The following is a 15,229-nucleotide window of genomic DNA, read 5'->3' as shown; positions in this document are numbered from 1 at the left end:
TCATGAAGGGATGAAGATCCAAGTGGAATATACGATTCTAGGAAAAACAGGATTTCGAGTTTCAAAAATTGGTTTGGGCGGCGCTCCGCTCGGCGGTGACTTTGGCGAGACAACGGATGAGGTTGTGACGAGTGTCATTGACGCTGCCTTGGATTTGGGCATTAATTTTATCGATACAGCTCCGTTATATGGCAGAGGAGAAAGCGAACGCAGAATCGGACAGGCGCTGAAAGGGAAGCGCGATCAAGTCATTTTGGCCACGAAGGCTGTGATGAGAGGTACGCCATATTCGTATGAGAACACCATTCAATCCGTAGAAGAAAGCTTACAAAGACTTCAGACGGATTATATCGATCTCATTCAGCTCCATGAATTGGAGCAAACGAGCTACGAACAAGCGGTGAACGAGACGATTCCAGCTTTTCTAAAGCTGAAGGAACAGGGCAAGGTAAGAGCCATCGGCGTTAACGCGGGGAAGCTTGAATTATTGATACCGTTTCTCAAGGAGGATTTGGTCGATACCATCCAGACCTATGCGAAGTATACGTTGGTTGATTATACAGCCAAAGATGAACTGCTTCCGCTCGCTAAGGAAAAAAATATCGGCGTCATTCATGGCAGTCCGCTGGCTATGGGTATATTGGCGGATCAACCTGCCCCCTTTTTACAACAAAATCATACCTTGCTTGAAGAATCGAACCGAAGGATGGAGCAGCTGCAATTTCTGCGAAAAACCGAGCCGAAAGGTCTTGTAGAGCCGGCGATGCGCTTTAGCTTAACTTGTCCGGAAATTGCGATTACGTTAACGGGAACGACTTCGATCCGTTCGTTGCAGGCGAATACAAACTATTGTGACGGTGTTGGATTGTCGGATCAGGAACTTGAGAAAGTATTTGCGCTGTTCCCTGGACAGCGATTGTTATAGCAGATTATGTGGGAGGAAAAGAACATGACAACAGGCGTCGTTAATGAAGCATGGGCCCAGGAAGTGTGGGGAAAGATCGTTGCGAAAGTTGAACGAACAAGCAAACGGATCGGAGATTCATTTCCATATGCCTCCGTGAATGGCACCTATAACTCGGAATCGAATGATTGGTGGACCAATGGATTTTGGCCAGGTTTGCTGTGGCTGATCTACAAAGAAAACGAACATACAGATTTTCGTGATATCGCGGTGTCGGTTGAGAACCAGATGGACGAAACGCTGTTAGGGTACGAAAAGCTTCATCATGACGTCGGCTTTATGTGGAGTTTGACGTCTGTGGCGCAATATAAGCTGCTAGGCACGGAAGCTTCCAAAATCCGCGGGCTGATGGCAGCGAGCCATCTTGCGGGCCGTTTCAATCTTAAAGGCCAATTCATTCGCGCATGGAACGGTGAGAATCAACAAGGATGGGCAATTATCGATTGCCTCCTGAATTTGCCTCTGCTCTACTGGGCGAGTGAAACTACTAATGATCCGCGCTTCCGTCATATCGCAGTGGCACATGCAGATACCGTGCTTCGTGAGTTTATCCGACCTGACGGTTCCTCGCACCATATCGTCATCTTCGATCCTGAGACAGGCGAGCGAATTGAAGCTAGAGGCGGACAAGGATACTCGCCGGATTCGGCTTGGGCTCGCGGCACGTCATGGGCGCTGTACGGTATGGCGCTCAGCTACAAATATACGGGGCATCAAAGATATTTGGATGCGGCCAAGCGCGTCGCGCATTTTTATATCGCCAATATGCCGGCAGACGCTGCACCATATTGGGATTTTCGAGCACCGGTTGAGCCGGAAACGGCCTATGATACATCAGCAGCGGCCTGTGCAGCCACTGGATTGTTAGAAATCAGTCGTGCTGTTCCTGAATCGGAGGCACATATGTACAGTGAGGCAGCGAAGCGTATTTTGTTGGTACTCACAGAGCAATACACCTCTTGGGGTGAAGACGATGAGGGCATTTTGACAATGGCAACTGCAAATTTTCCGAAAAGAGCCTATGTTAATGTTCCGATTATATATGGCGATTACTATTATGCCGAAGCGATAGCCAAGCTGCGTGGACGTACAGAGCTGTTCTGGTAAGGAGGAACATGACATGAAACCGAACATTCATGCACTCGGCAATTGGCTGATGTCTTGGGTTCAGAAAGACGGAGCCATTCATGGCTTTCATAATCATTCCGTGTGGGGATCCAATCCATATCGGTGGGCGGATTTTACAAGTGGGCACAGCACATGGGCAAGTCCATTGATGGCTGCTCTAAGCCGAATAGTAGCAGAAGAGCATAGCACGAGATTAAAAGAACATGTCCTTCAGATGATTGAGTTTCAAACGACTCGATTTCAAGAGGATGGGCAGTACAAACATATCGGATTTCAGGTCGGGGAGATGCTCAATCAAGGTTTAATTCATAACATGATGCCGAACGTCGCTTTGGGATTGACGGCACTTCATGGCCGCTCGTGGCTGCCCTTGGAATCCATGGCAAACATTCGGCAGTCGATGCTTCGCAATCTGCAGGCTTGCGACGAAATCTATCCGTTCAAAAAAACAAGAAACATCAGCAATCAAGAATATTGCCGTCTGTGGGGAAAGTTGTTGTATCAGCATTTGTTTCCTGATTCGCCTTGGCGAAATGGGATCCAAGACGATTTGAACTTTATGATCGAAAACTTTCATATAAAAGGCATTCCGGATTTGGACTGTGAAGCCACATTCCGCTATTTAGGTGATACGAGCATGGTTGAGCCCGCGGAATACTATGGATTAATGATCGCTCCGTTGGTGTTGGCTTATGAAATGTTCAACAAACCTGAATATCTGCATCACGCTGGCAATCTATGCCGACATTTGGCCCGGTCAGCCTGGATCGATCGGAATGAGCAGAAACGTATGCATCGCATGTGGCTGCGTCGAGGATCCGAGTGGACCAAAATGAACGGACCGATGCTCATAGCTGGAATGGGCATGTCCTTATACGGTGTCGCTCGCTTTTTAGAGCATAAGTGGGATGAAGAGTTGGCGTATTTCTTGACGGAATGTGACGCAACTTATGCTTCCTATCAGTCGCCAAGAGGTTATTTTGCATCAGCAACCGGTTGGCAAAATGAAGCTGATATTTCACCTAGCTCGGCTTGGCATGCGCATGATTTTTATTATTTGCTGCATCGCCACGGACTCGGAGCGAATATGAGCTCGAATCTGTTGGTGCCTCATCAGCGCATATCCGTGTTACTGGGAGATCAGTGTATATGGGTCGAAGAAGGTGAACATTGGGCCATTAATGATTATTACTGGCAGGATGTCCATAAGCTGATCGGCCGCAAGGACGAAGCTATATTTGGGCGAGATACCGGCTGGGTAGGTGGAGAGCGTGCGCTTCCTAACCATTTTTTGTTTCCGAACCAGCCTGTATTTGTCAAAACCGACGATGGCATCTATTTAAAAGCCGATGAGCGGACAGCTCAAAACATAGATATTACCAGCATTGCTGAACTGCCCTACTTGGGCTTGTGGGAATAAGAACGAATCAAGCATCTATGGAACATATTGGGGAGGATTATTGCAATGAATCTGCTTACTTTTGTTCAAAACGGCAAATACCGACTTGGTATTAACATAGATCAAAGGAGTGATAACCGTGTCAACGCCTAACTCGGATCAAGCGATTCCACGTATTGCCGCTAAGCGTCAAGTGGTTCCGCCGCACTGGGCACTAACGGAACGACTGCTGATCGATCAATTGAATAAAGCTGCTTTTGAATTTGTGGAACGCTATACGCGGCCGGACGGCACATTAATTTGGCGAGAAGATTGGCCAGGGATGGATGGCTCGGACGATCCATATGAAGGATTTATGAATCTGGCGCTGCTCTATATGCTCGGCGGAAGCAGTGAGTTACATGGTCTTGCGCGTAAAATCTGGGAAGGGATTACGTGGCAGTGGACGGAATACGGTCAAATTCACCGTGAGTTTGATGCTTATTATGATTGGATGCATCATGGAGAGGGATATTTGTTCACGTACTTCCTTGGACTTGCGGGACCAGTTACGTTAAAGGATCGCCAACGAGCTGTTCGATTCGCTGGGATGTACACGGGCGAAGACAAAGAGGCGCTCAATTACGACAAGGAGCACAAGCTGATCCGTTCGGCTATTTCAGGGAGCACGGGGCCGCGCTTCGAGCTGACGGAAGAAGATTGGAGCACGCACCGTGGCATTTTGGATGATTATTTGGCGCCGTACGAAGATATTCCAGGCGTGGATTTTGCTAGCGGCAAATGTGCATGGTCGAACGATGAGGTGTATGCGAACATTATCCGCATGATGAATGAACGCATGACGCGCGGCGATGTACCGTTGAACCTCAACGCGACGGGGCTGGTGACCAACGCATTCCTTCATACTGGCGAAGAGAAATATCGCAACTGGGTGCTGGATTATTTGGCTGCTTGGCAGGAACGAACGAAGCAAAACGGTGGCATCATTCCGGATAATGTCGGATTGACCGGCGAAATCGGTGAATATAACGACGGCAAATGGTGGGGGGGCTATTACGGCTGGCGCTGGCCGCATGGGTTCATGACGATCATTGAGCCATTAACGAATGCTTGCATGAATGCTGCGCTGCTAACAGGCGATATGAAGATGCTTGATTTGGCACGTCAACAATTGGATGAGAACTGGGCGCTGCGTGAGGAGCAGGACGGCGAGGTTCGCGTTCCGTATAAACGTTTTGACGCTGGCTGGACGGATTATCGGAAAGCGGCACCGCAATACCCTGTCTATTTGTGGACGATGTCGATGGCGGACGAAGATTTGGAACGTATTGACCGTATACCGAAAGACCATAACTGGAATCAGGTGATCATTCCGAAGCTCTCCGGCACAGACAAGAAAACGAAGAGAAATACGAAGCATTACATCGGTAATACACAGCCTTGGTTCCAATTTATTCGCGGGCTTAATCCAGATTATCCGCAGAAGATTCTCGATGCGAACGTTGACTTGGTCGCGCAGCAGTTGGACAAAATGCGTTCTGAAGCGGGCAATCCATATAACTGGGCGAATCAATTCAGCGATGATGATTTTTCCAGCATTCACATATGGCAAGAAATGTGCCCGATCTACATGGAAAGTCTCGTCCAATTGACGTTAGGCGGTCCTATGCATATTTCGCACGGCGGCTTGCAGCATGCGAGAGTGAGATACTATGATGCGGATGCGAAACGTCCAGGTCTGCCTGAATCGGTCGCTGCGTTAGTATCAGATCTTACATCACAATCTGTATCGTTAGAACTCGTAAATACAAGTCAGTTCGACAACCGCTCTGTCATCATTCAGGCAGGGACATTCGGGGAACATCAATTTAAAGAGGTTTACTTCGTAGAAGCGGTAAATGCAAGCATGGAGATGACAGCGGTTAACCATAAATGGCTGCAAGTCGATCTTCCTGCAGGGACAGGTGTTTCATTGCTTTTGATTATGAACCGATATGTAAATGCCCCATCCTATGATATGCCTTGGGCAGATCGCGAAAAAGACGTCCTGCTAGAAGGTAGAAAGCCATAATCTAGACGTGCGAAAGGAGACTGCAATTGCAGAGACATCTTTACTTTTCTCAGTTGAAAGTTGGAATGGAAGAAATCTTTCGCACCGCAAGATTAAAGCCGGACATGGCGGCAAGTTATATCTATTATCACGATCAAATGCAGGAAGAGCGGCCAGAGAGCTTCAATAAGACTATAAGGAAAAAGCGAGGCGTAGAGCCTCGCTTTTTTATTTGCCGAGAAGCTCGGATGAAGTCACTCTCTGCTTATTCCGATATTGCGACGGTGTGACACCCGTTATTTTCTTAAACACTTTCGAGAAATGGTTTTGATAGTCAAAGCCGACGGCGACAGCAATTGCATGGATTGACTTTCGAGAAGCTGTCAGAAGTCTCTTGCTCTCGGTAATTCGAATTTCATTCAAATTATCACTAAATGATAGTCCCGTTTCGAGATTGATCTTATTCGATATATAAGAAGGATGCTTGCCGAATTTATCAGCGACTTCATTCAATGTGATTTTTTCGAAAAAGTGCATATGCATATAGTGAATGATATCTCTCACTAATGAGGTGTATTGCGGATTGGCAAATTGTTTGATGGCCGCGGTGAATTGTAGAATCATTTCTTTCAGAAGCAGTACAATTTCAGCTCTTGAGCTTAAATCCTCTGCCTGAACGATTAATTTGTAGGCAAGCGTTCTGGCAAACTCATTTTCTACACCGCTTTCCACCGCAATTTGGCATACGATCGCACAGGTGGAGATGAAATGATTTTTGGCTGATCGAAGAACATCTCCGCTAGCAAGCTCGAAACGGTTGACGCCTTCTTGGAAGCTGGACATGGCGTCCAAATGACTTTGAACAATGGAGGCATCGCCTGTCTGCATTTTTTCTTTTAACCGTTTGTATTCCTCAAGCGTAATGTGAACAGGTTCTTGCTCGTAATAGAGATTGACAAGAGAAATCTCTGGAATGACGTGAAATGATGGGGTATTCGTGATGGTGTATGTTACGGGACGCGGTATTCCACTTACTTCTTTGACGAACAGCCAATAAAATAATCGGCCCAGATATTCAAGTTCTTTTCTATTTTTGGAAGGGATCAGCTTATCGTAAGTGCTTTCAGGGGACGTAAGCCCAATAGGTCCTAGTAGGAGGATAAACTTCTCGCTCTCTATTCGAATCGTCAGGACATGAAACAAACATGAATCAGGAGTCCAAAATGTAAAGAATGGATGATCAACACGGGACATTTCACCCATCATCTCTTTCAACATTAACGGTGCGTTGGCGTGCAGCTTTTGCCTATCCGGGTGGATACATGCGAACAGAAGCTGCCCATCCTGATCAGCTCCAAGGATATCAATCCCATGCAAATAATGAAAGCATTGTGCTTTCTCCTCAACGGACCTCATGCATATCCTCCATAAACTTGCTCAGATAACTCCCATATTACATTTGTTCAAATGACAATTCAATGTGCAGCTCAATTCAGAACACACCGCCTCAAATAGGAAGTAGATTCAGCAGAGCTATTGCAACCTGCCTTTCCAGAAAATACAAAAAAACAAAGTAGGTAGTTTCTATAACCTACCTACTTTGTTCCTTGGGGATAAACTATTTAACAAGGCCATGTGGATCAATAACAAATTTACGTGAAACGCCACGATCAAAATCTTGATAGGCCTTCGGAGCATCATTTAATGAAATAAGGGTTGCATTTACAGCTTTTGCAATTTGTGCTCTGCCACTAAGAATAGCCATCATCAAATCTCTATGGTATTTCATGACGGGTGTCTGGCCTGTAACGAAGGTATGTGATTTTGCCCAACCGAGCCCAAAACGAATTTTGAGTGTACCAATTTTGGAATCTTCGTCAATCGCACCTGGATCTCCAGTCACATAAAGTCCTGGAATTCCCAAGCTTCCTCCCGCGCGTGTCACTTCCATAATGGAATTCAACACGGTAGCTGGCGCTTCACCGTGAGATTTCCCATGTCCATGAGCTTCAAAACCTACGCAGTCAATCGCTGAATCCACTTCAGGAATGCCTAATATTTGATCGATTTGTCCAGCAAGGTCACCATTCTCACTTAGATTAACGGTTTCGCAACCAAAACTTTTCGCTTGAGCAAGTCGCTCCGCATTTAAATCGCCAACAATAACAACGGCTGCCCCCAATAACTGAGCAGAGTGAGCGGCAGCAAGACCTACTGGACCTGCACCTGCAACATAAACCGTTGAACCTGGACGAACTCCAGCGCTAATAGCACCATGATAACCAGTTGGGAAAATATCAGAAAGCATCGTTAAATCAAGAATTTTTTCCATCGCTTGTTCTTTATTCGGAAACTTTAATAATTGAAAATCTGCATATGGCACCATCACATATTCAGATTGCCCTCCGACCCAACCTCCCATATCGACATAGCCATATGCGGAGCCAGGGCGATCCGGATTAACGTTTAGACATACATTGGTATTACGTTCTTTACAGCTCCGACAACGACCGCATGCGATATTGAAAGGGACGGAGACGAGATCTCCTTTTTTGATAAATTCCACATCACGTCCAACTTCAATAACCTCGCCAGTAATTTCATGACCTAAAATGAGGCCTGATGGTGCGGTTGTTCTACCTCTAACCATGTGCTGGTCGCTGCCGCAAATATTCGTAGTAATGACTTTAAGGATGACGCCATGCTCACATTTACGTCCTACATTCAATGGATTTACGCCTGGGCCATCTTTAAGCACTAAATCAGGATAATCCGTATTTCTAACCTCTACACTACCTGGTTTACTATAGACAACAGCTCTATTTCCCGACATTTTCGTTACCTCCCATTATCGAATGATCGTGCTCCAAAGTTCTCTTACTACATGTTGTAAATACAGAGATTGCTGCCAGCGATCACTAATTTCTTGATTCCTTCCGCTTGACTCATTGGATGTAATTGCATAGGGAGGTGGACCTAATTCAATAACGACCGGAAATACATCACTTCTGTTAGCTTGCTGCATCCAATGTTTCATCCCCGATCCCCACCATTTAACAAAATGGGAGAACATGGGGTGACTTTTTTCCTCACCAGGGTCAATCTGTATTTGTTCTCCGTTGGATATCCTCGTATGTATGCTAGAAGTGTTCGAAAGTAGTGCATGGAGTAACTCGTCCGCTTTTTGAGAAACGGTATGCATTTCCCCGGCGACGATGTAATGAGAAAAGTCGATGGTTAAAGGCAGAGACTCTAGTTCCCTAACGTATTCAACGGTACGCATCAAATCTTGAATAATCGTTCCCCTATGTGTTTCAATGAAAACAGGTATGCCCGCATCCCTGGATAGTTGCTGTATGCCCTTCAAGAGTTCAATGGCAGATTGCCCCGTCAGAAACGGCTGCATGACTTGTGCATTAATAAAATCAATACCGCCAAAGGCTTTTGCTCTTTCAAGGAAAACAGCCATATCTTCATAGGAGGTAGGGTAAGCGTTTACACTAAATGACAAGTCATGCTTGGCTAAAAGATGCTTCCAATAATCAGCTTTTTCAGGTGAAGGAAGGAATCCATTAACGCCGTCAAAACCACTCGTAGCGATTAAGGCTATTTTCTCTTCGTCCGTTGGTACGTTTCCTTTAAAGATATTCAAATTACCCATCGCCCACCAGGACATTTGAACATCTAATTGATTATTCATGTTTCCACCTCTCATCTCGATATCATGAAATGGTAATCCAATACATATTCTTTAGTTTAAGTTTAATTCATTAAAGGATGAAGTATGAATCTTGCTTATTTATCATGTAATCCTGCTATTTTAAAAACAAAGGTGGTTGAATCATGAATTTAACTCGAGTTGCGTAGTTTGCATTCGTGTTTTGGCAACTCCTAGTGCCAAGTTCCCCCACAGAGTCTGCTCCACAAACTGAGATTGCTCATTTGTACATTGGACAATTAATATAACTTCACCTTTTTTCGTCTTCGCAGTTCTGATCTTTTTTCGTTTAATTAAATTTTTTGTAAAATCGTATAAAAAACCGATCGTAAAACCGCTAGCTGCTCCAATTAGCCCCCAGAATACGGGACCCCAGTAGAGAACAAATCCTCTAGATACCCCAATCGTCCCGCCCATCATGGCAAGTATAAGTCCAATATCGACTAACGAGGTTCCGTCTGTACCGTGCATTGTATCAATCAGTTTCATATCGATTGAACGATTATCAAGTGGAACAGCGTAGATATTGACGACCTCATTTTCTTTAAGTTTACTTATAGCAAGCTCTACATAGTGTGAATGCTGAAATGTAGAGAAGAATTGTATGCCCATTAGATTTTTTCTCCTTTCTGTAAAACAAAGTTCGGCGATTGATATTCTCTTTTCAAGAAATCGGCTTGTTCACAATCAAACAATTTGTTTAGCTCTACGGCATTTGAGTAGGAATCATACAAACCAAAGAAATAAATCGATGGGAAGTAAAGGAACCACTGAGCTCCCATAATTTCTCTTGATTTAGGAAAGTTCCCTAGAAAAAAATAATGAAATCCTTCAATCATGTTGGAATGAATAACAATAAACATGGTCATTAAAAGTGTTAAAGAAGCTCCTAAGATCCGATGAATATACAGTTGCCCGAGACTTGGGATTGTCATCGACCAAACCAATGCAAGCCATGGCTTTTTCTTGTCCAAATAGTTCATCTCGAAAGGGCTCACCGAGAAGCTTGGATATCTGGCATTTTCCCTTTTCGCCAGCAGGTGGAGCTTATTTCCATCGACAGTAGTTCGGTAGCTATCCCAAATTGCAAACAAATAAACGGGAATATAGAGGTATATGTACTTTTCGTTTAATACAGCCTTTGCTTGGGCAAAATCGCCGTTAAACGAGTGCATCATGGCTGTATTAAGTTGGGTTAATTGGTTGATATAAAATTCCCAAAAAAACAATGCAAAGCCAGTGATAAATTTGTGTACTAAGAGGTGACCGAATCCAGGGAACGCAACTGACCATAAAGCAATTATCAGAGGATTTCGTTGATGAAGTTGGATTGTACCGAACGAAGTAACATTGGCTAGATAATAACGATTTCTATATTTGTTACGGAAGTTATTCATTTTTTGACCTCTATCCACGAATATCAGTTTGCATATATAATTTGTACAATTGTTACAGTTTATACTTGATCTCGAGCCCGATTAGGTCTGTTTTCTATTTTAAAATGAGTCGTAAGGCAAAATAAAAAAGCACCACTTAGGTGCTTCAGCTTTAAGCGTAATATTTTTTTAAACCCGATTTTTATAAACCCTCATGGCAAAGAAATAGGCAACCAACAAAATCCCGACGCACCACGCAAGAGCGACCCATATCTCATTGCCTACCGGTTGATTTGCCAGTAGTGCACGGATGGCGTTCACGATCGAGGTTACCGGCTGGTTTTCGGCAAAGGCGCGAACGACCGATGGCATCGACTCGGTTGGCACAAACGCCGAACTGATAAATGGCAGGAAGATAAGTGGATAGGAAAATGCGCTTGCACCTTCAATCGTTTTTGCGGACAGTCCGGCAATCGCCGCGACCCAAGTTAAGGCCAGTGTAAACAACGCGAGTATGCCTACTACGGCAAGCCAAGGCAGTATCCCCGCGGACGAACGAAAACCCATAATCAACGCTACAAGAATGATGACGATTAGTGATATGGCGTTGGACACCAGAGAGGTCAGCACATGTCCCCAAAGCAAGGCGGAACGTGAAATCGGCATGGTGTGAAACCGCTCGAATATGCCTCGCTGCTTATCCATAAACAGGCGGTAAGACGTATAGGCTATGCCGCTTGCGATCGCCATAAGCAGTATGCCTGGCAACAGGTAATTCACATAGTTATCCGTTCCAGTTTGAATGGCGCCGCCTAACACATAGACGAACAGCAGCATCATGGCAATTGGCGTGATGCAGACCGTGATGATGGTGTCCAAACTGCGGAAAATATGGCGCATGGAACGTCCAAGCATAACGCTAATATCGGTGAAAAAATGATTTTTTGCCGTTTCCATTTACTTCGCCTCCTTTTTGCCGACGATGGAGAGGAAGATGTCCTCTAATGACGGCTGTTTTTCAACATATTCCACCTTTGCGGTTGGGAACAGCTTTTTTAGATCCGCGAGTGTGCCGCTGGCGATAATCCTACCCTCATGCAGAATGGCAATTCGGTCGGCAAGCTGTTCAGCTTCCTCCAAATACTGCGTGGTTAAGAGCACCGTCGTGCCGCCGCTCGCCAGCTCCTTAACAATCTTCCAAACCTCGATGCGCGCCTCGGGATCAAGCCCAGTCGTCGGCTCGTCGAGGAAAATGATCTGCGGATTACCCACAAGGCTCAAGGCGATGTCTAGCCTGCGACGCATACCACCCGAATACGTAGACGCCCTACGGTCGGCGGCGTCTGTCAAGTCGAAGCGTTTAAGCAAGTCGTCCGCAACCTGACGCGGATTCTTGAGGTATCGCAGCTTCGCAATCATGATCAGATTTTCTCGTCCGGTCAAAATTTCGTCCACCGCGGCAAATTGCCCTGTCAGAGAGATTGCCTGCCGCACATGATCGGGTTTTGACGCAACATCGAATCCGTTAACGATGGCCGTTCCGCTGTCTTGTTTAAGCAGCGTGGTGAGGATTTTGACAACCGTTGTCTTGCCAGCACCGTTGGAGCCGAGCAGGGCGAAAATACTACCTTTTTCAACCTCGAAATCCACGCCCTTTAAGACTTGATGCTGCTTGTAGGACTTTTGCAGACCAATCACTTTAATTGAAGTATTTTGCATATGAATCCCCCCTTAAATTAAGGTAACCTTTGACAGATCGACTTCCATGCCCTTAAGAGAGGCATAAGTCAACTTATCCATCATCGCTCCGTCAAAGCTGACCTTTTTAATAACGCGATAATATTTCTTAGTCAACGTAAAACCTGAAAGAAAAGACACATTTCTGAGTGTTGCTCCCTTGAACGAAACTCCGGTTAATGCCGCTTTGTCAAACTTAACACCGATAAAAGTCAATCCGTCAAAACACAACCCACTCAAATCAGAGTAACTGAAGTTAACCCCATCGAATATACAACCTTCAAAAGTCGTTTTTCTAAGATCGGTCGTCATTAACTTCACGTCTGTCAGTCTTACATCTGTGAATTTGACACCGTCAAGCCCCGATCTGCTGAAATTGGTTCTTACGAGGATCGCCTTATTGAAGCTTGCATTTGTCAGGTCAAGCGCGGAGAAGCTGGAGTCCGTCAGATTCGCGCTGTCAAAATTGGCTTCACGTACGTCGCTGCCCTTAAACGAACTGCCGGTCAAATCTGCGCCAGCAAAGTCGGAACCGTGCAATGCGCTGCCATTAAACTGTCCTTTATGGGCCCTAACGCCTGCAAAGTCGCTTTTCGCAAGGTTGCTCCCGCTAAAGTTTGTCACTACTTGCCTTTCCAGCGAGCGGGAGAGGTTGGCGATCTCGAGGATCGTTTGTTCGATGTTGCCGTTGTTCAAATGGTTCGTTAATTTCGGATTCATATCATCAAATCTCCTTTAAATAAATTTTTTAGTACGCGCTTCGAATATTCCCAATTGTTTTTGTTGCGTATGTCCGTTTAGCAGGTCGGATGTAATTTTGTTCTCGCTCATGTAATCAATTTACTTCTTTATAATACGACACACTACTATGACTGTCAAGGTAGTATTTTAAATAAAATACTTTGTTTGTTAAATTATATTCATAACGATATCTAACGGATTCATTCTCTATTTTCGTACTTTTTCAGCAAGTATAAAGAACATAAATATACCGATGCTCACTCCGACTTATATATCGGTGTAGGCATCGGTATAAATGTAAATGGATGAAAAGCAAAAAAAATTTAACGCATGCATAATATTCTTTAAACTCCGCATGATAATAACACACCAAGAAAAGGAGTGAATAACATTATGGCTAACAACACATTGGCAGTTCCACAAGCAAAAGCAGCAATGGATCAACTGAAGTTTGAGGTAGCACAAGAGTTAGGGATTCAGCTGCAAGCATACAATGGAAACCTCGCATCACGCGATGCTGGCTCCATTGGTGGCAACATTACTAAGCGGTTAGTGCAAATCGCAGAACAACAACTTTCTGGATCGGCAGGAAGCTTCAGACGCTAAGTTGAAGGTAATTGCAGGCAATCTCAAAAGACTACAAGCACCTATTCCTCCTTGGGTGAATGCAGTCTTTTTTAATTTATCTTGGTATAACCTTTCAAGATCTCAGCGCGTGCCGATAAGCAATCGGTACGCGCTATTTGAGTTTTGGTAAAGCCATTTGAATGATTTAACTGTTGTCAAAAACAATACAGTTATGTTATGGTGTAACCAAATACAGATAAGATTCCCGGATATGGAAGGAAGAATAGGAGAACCTCATACGATGACCAACAAGAACAAACAGCATGCCGTTCGCTTAGCGCTGCTGCTAGGTTTATTTTCGACACTCGGGCCATTTACCATTGATATGTATTTACCGGCCTTTCCTCAGATTGTGGAGCAATTCGATACGACAGCTTCCCTCGTCCAGCTCAGCTTAACCGCCTGTTTACTGGGACTTGGTGTCGGCCAAATGGTCATGGGTTCGCTCAGCGACGTCTACGGCAGGCGCAAGCCACTGCTCATTTCCATGGCTCTCTATGTTGTGGCATCAATAGCTTGCGCGATTGCTCCGAGTATATGGCTGCTAATCCTTGCACGGCTTGTGCAGGGGTTTGTTGCGTCGGCGGGCATTGTCATTTCCCGGGCAATTGCACGCGACATGTATAGCGGCCACGAGCTTACCAAATTTTTCTCGATGCTTTTGCTTGTCGGGAACTTGGGCCCGCTTGTGGCACCAGTGACGGGAAGCGGTGTACTAGCGATCACCAGCTGGGTTGGCGTCTTTATCGCATTGGCGCTATTTGGGACCTTCCTTCTTGCCATGACAAAATGGAGACTCAAAGAAACGCTGCCTGTCGAGCGCCGCAGTCCTAGCAATTTTGCGCAGCAACTACGAAACTATGGATCGCTTTTACGCGACCGCTCATTTGCAGGCTATATGCTCGCGCAAGGGGTTATGATCGCGGGGGTCTTCGCTTACGTTTCTGGTACACCTTTTATTTATCAAAATATTTACGGGGTTTCCCCTACGGTATTTGCACTGTTGTTCGGATCCAACGGCATCACCTTGATAATCGGTTCTCAGTTGGTTGGTCGGATGGCTCACCGTGTATCGGAGCAGTTCTTCCTGCTGTTTGGTCTATGGCTTGCTGGCGCTGCCAGCATCACTGTCTTATTGGTGGCTATTTTTCACGGCCCGTTGTACGCACTCGTGATTCCGCTCGTTTTCTTTGTAGGGTCCATCGGCATTACATCCACGGCAGCTTTTCCGCTTGCGATGGAGAGCCAGGCGCATATGGCGGGCAGTGCGGCTGCGTTGATGGGCGTCATTCCCTTTTTGCTCGGTGCGGTCGTTTCTCCGCTTGTTGGCATCGCCGGGGAACATACAGCTGTTCCACTGGGGGTCATTATTTTAACAACTAGCGCTGCAGCGATGCTGTCTTACTTCCTTTTAGTAAAAAAAGGATCGAAAGAGGCGGCTTGAGGGATACCCAAATGAGAGGTTGCATGTATCCAAGATCTAAGGAAA

General features: G+C 45.5%; 14 protein-coding genes. 6 read left to right on the top strand and 8 right to left on the bottom strand.

The annotated features are described in order from the left end of the window. The first annotated feature begins 10 nt into the window (after positions 1-10). The 4 genes from ACSQ8P_RS23485 (at position 11) to ACSQ8P_RS23470 (ending at position 5,562) form a co-directional block, all read left to right on the top strand. Complete coding sequence (locus ACSQ8P_RS23485) at positions 11-925, top strand: aldo/keto reductase (RefSeq protein WP_436237393.1); 915 nt, start codon at positions 11-13, stop codon at positions 923-925. Positions 926-949: 24 nt separating this feature from the next. Continuing rightward, positions 950-2,071, top strand: coding sequence for a glycoside hydrolase family 88 protein (locus ACSQ8P_RS23480; protein ID WP_436237392.1), 1,122 nt, complete (start codon positions 950-952; stop codon positions 2,069-2,071). Positions 2,072-2,084: 13 nt separating this feature from the next. Next, positions 2,085-3,512, top strand: a complete 1,428-nt coding sequence (locus tag ACSQ8P_RS23475; RefSeq protein ID WP_436237391.1) for a hypothetical protein — start codon at positions 2,085-2,087, stop codon at positions 3,510-3,512. Between the two features lie 118 nt (positions 3,513-3,630). After that, complete coding sequence (locus tag ACSQ8P_RS23470) at positions 3,631-5,562, top strand: hypothetical protein (RefSeq protein WP_436237390.1); 1,932 nt, start codon at positions 3,631-3,633, stop codon at positions 5,560-5,562. Between the two features lie 207 nt (positions 5,563-5,769). Here ACSQ8P_RS23470 and ACSQ8P_RS23465 read toward each other — a convergent pair whose 3' ends face one another. From ACSQ8P_RS23465 to ACSQ8P_RS23430, 8 genes are all read right to left on the bottom strand, one after another. Then, positions 5,770-6,957 carry a helix-turn-helix domain-containing protein gene (locus ACSQ8P_RS23465; RefSeq protein ID WP_436237389.1) on the bottom strand — a complete coding sequence of 396 codons (1,188 nt, stop codon included), beginning with the start codon at positions 6,955-6,957 and terminating at the stop codon, positions 5,770-5,772. Between the two features lie 202 nt (positions 6,958-7,159). Further along, a complete protein-coding gene (fdhA, locus tag ACSQ8P_RS23460) occupies positions 7,160-8,374 on the bottom strand; it encodes a formaldehyde dehydrogenase, glutathione-independent (protein ID WP_436237388.1) in 1,215 nt (404 codons plus the stop codon). A 15-nt stretch (positions 8,375-8,389) separates the two neighbouring features. Next, positions 8,390-9,241, bottom strand: a complete 852-nt coding sequence (locus ACSQ8P_RS23455) for a sugar phosphate isomerase/epimerase family protein (protein ID WP_436237387.1) — start codon at positions 9,239-9,241, stop codon at positions 8,390-8,392. 141 nt (positions 9,242-9,382) lie between these two features. Next, positions 9,383-9,871 carry a hypothetical protein gene (locus ACSQ8P_RS23450; RefSeq protein WP_436237386.1) on the bottom strand — a complete coding sequence of 163 codons (489 nt, stop codon included), beginning with the start codon at positions 9,869-9,871 and terminating at the stop codon, positions 9,383-9,385. Next, positions 9,871-10,656, bottom strand: coding sequence for a hypothetical protein (locus ACSQ8P_RS23445; RefSeq protein ID WP_056625869.1), 786 nt, complete (start codon positions 10,654-10,656; stop codon positions 9,871-9,873). Before ACSQ8P_RS23445 ends, ACSQ8P_RS23450 begins: the two co-directional genes overlap by 1 nt. Positions 10,657-10,824: 168 nt before the next feature. Continuing rightward, a complete protein-coding gene (locus ACSQ8P_RS23440) occupies positions 10,825-11,592 on the bottom strand; it encodes an ABC transporter permease (RefSeq protein WP_436237385.1) in 768 nt (255 codons plus the stop codon). Further along, entirely contained in the window at positions 11,593-12,354 is a 762-nt protein-coding gene (locus ACSQ8P_RS23435; protein ID WP_436237384.1) for an ABC transporter ATP-binding protein, read from the bottom strand. It abuts the gene before it with no gap. 12 nt (positions 12,355-12,366) lie between these two features. Further along, complete coding sequence (locus ACSQ8P_RS23430; RefSeq protein ID WP_436237383.1) at positions 12,367-13,092, bottom strand: pentapeptide repeat-containing protein; 726 nt, start codon at positions 13,090-13,092, stop codon at positions 12,367-12,369. A gap of 414 nt (positions 13,093-13,506) precedes the next feature. Here ACSQ8P_RS23430 and ACSQ8P_RS23425 point away from each other — a divergent pair, with 414 nt between their 5' ends. Further along, on the top strand, positions 13,507-13,719 hold the full coding sequence (locus ACSQ8P_RS23425; protein WP_436237382.1) for a small, acid-soluble spore protein, alpha/beta type: 213 nt from the start codon (positions 13,507-13,509) through the stop codon (positions 13,717-13,719). A gap of 262 nt (positions 13,720-13,981) precedes the next feature. Beyond that, positions 13,982-15,184 (top strand): multidrug effflux MFS transporter, encoded by a 1,203-nt coding sequence (locus ACSQ8P_RS23420; protein ID WP_436237381.1) that lies wholly within the window; start codon positions 13,982-13,984, stop codon positions 15,182-15,184. The last annotated feature ends 45 nt before the right edge of the window (positions 15,185-15,229 follow it).

This window comes from Paenibacillus sp. LjRoot153 (assembly GCF_964253085.1).
In the GTDB taxonomy this organism is placed as follows: Bacteria; Bacillota; Bacilli; order Paenibacillales; family NBRC-103111; genus Paenibacillus_E.
This window is presented reverse-complemented; position numbering and strand designations above follow the sequence as displayed.

What these genes read in the sequence shown, in the direction of transcription:
- ACSQ8P_RS23485 (WP_436237393.1), top strand. Translation starts at nt 11, where the DNA reads ATGAAGATCCAAGTGGAATATACGATTCTAGGAAAAACAGGATTTCGA.
- ACSQ8P_RS23480 (WP_436237392.1), top strand. Translation starts at nt 950, where the DNA reads ATGACAACAGGCGTCGTTAATGAAGCATGGGCCCAGGAAGTGTGGGGA.
- ACSQ8P_RS23475 (WP_436237391.1), top strand. Translation starts at nt 2,085, where the DNA reads ATGAAACCGAACATTCATGCACTCGGCAATTGGCTGATGTCTTGGGTT.
- ACSQ8P_RS23465 (WP_436237389.1), bottom strand. Translation starts at nt 6,957, where the DNA reads ATGAGGTCCGTTGAGGAGAAAGCACAATGCTTTCATTATTTGCATGGG.
- fdhA (WP_436237388.1), bottom strand. Translation starts at nt 8,374, where the DNA reads ATGTCGGGAAATAGAGCTGTTGTCTATAGTAAACCAGGTAGTGTAGAG.
- ACSQ8P_RS23455 (WP_436237387.1), bottom strand. Translation starts at nt 9,241, where the DNA reads ATGAATAATCAATTAGATGTTCAAATGTCCTGGTGGGCGATGGGTAAT.
- ACSQ8P_RS23450 (WP_436237386.1), bottom strand. Translation starts at nt 9,871, where the DNA reads ATGGGCATACAATTCTTCTCTACATTTCAGCATTCACACTATGTAGAG.
- ACSQ8P_RS23445 (WP_056625869.1), bottom strand. Translation starts at nt 10,656, where the DNA reads ATGAATAACTTCCGTAACAAATATAGAAATCGTTATTATCTAGCCAAT.
- ACSQ8P_RS23440 (WP_436237385.1), bottom strand. Translation starts at nt 11,592, where the DNA reads ATGGAAACGGCAAAAAATCATTTTTTCACCGATATTAGCGTTATGCTT.
- ACSQ8P_RS23435 (WP_436237384.1), bottom strand. Translation starts at nt 12,354, where the DNA reads ATGCAAAATACTTCAATTAAAGTGATTGGTCTGCAAAAGTCCTACAAG.
- ACSQ8P_RS23430 (WP_436237383.1), bottom strand. Translation starts at nt 13,092, where the DNA reads ATGAATCCGAAATTAACGAACCATTTGAACAACGGCAACATCGAACAA.
- ACSQ8P_RS23425 (WP_436237382.1), top strand. Translation starts at nt 13,507, where the DNA reads ATGGCTAACAACACATTGGCAGTTCCACAAGCAAAAGCAGCAATGGAT.
- ACSQ8P_RS23420 (WP_436237381.1), top strand. Translation starts at nt 13,982, where the DNA reads ATGACCAACAAGAACAAACAGCATGCCGTTCGCTTAGCGCTGCTGCTA.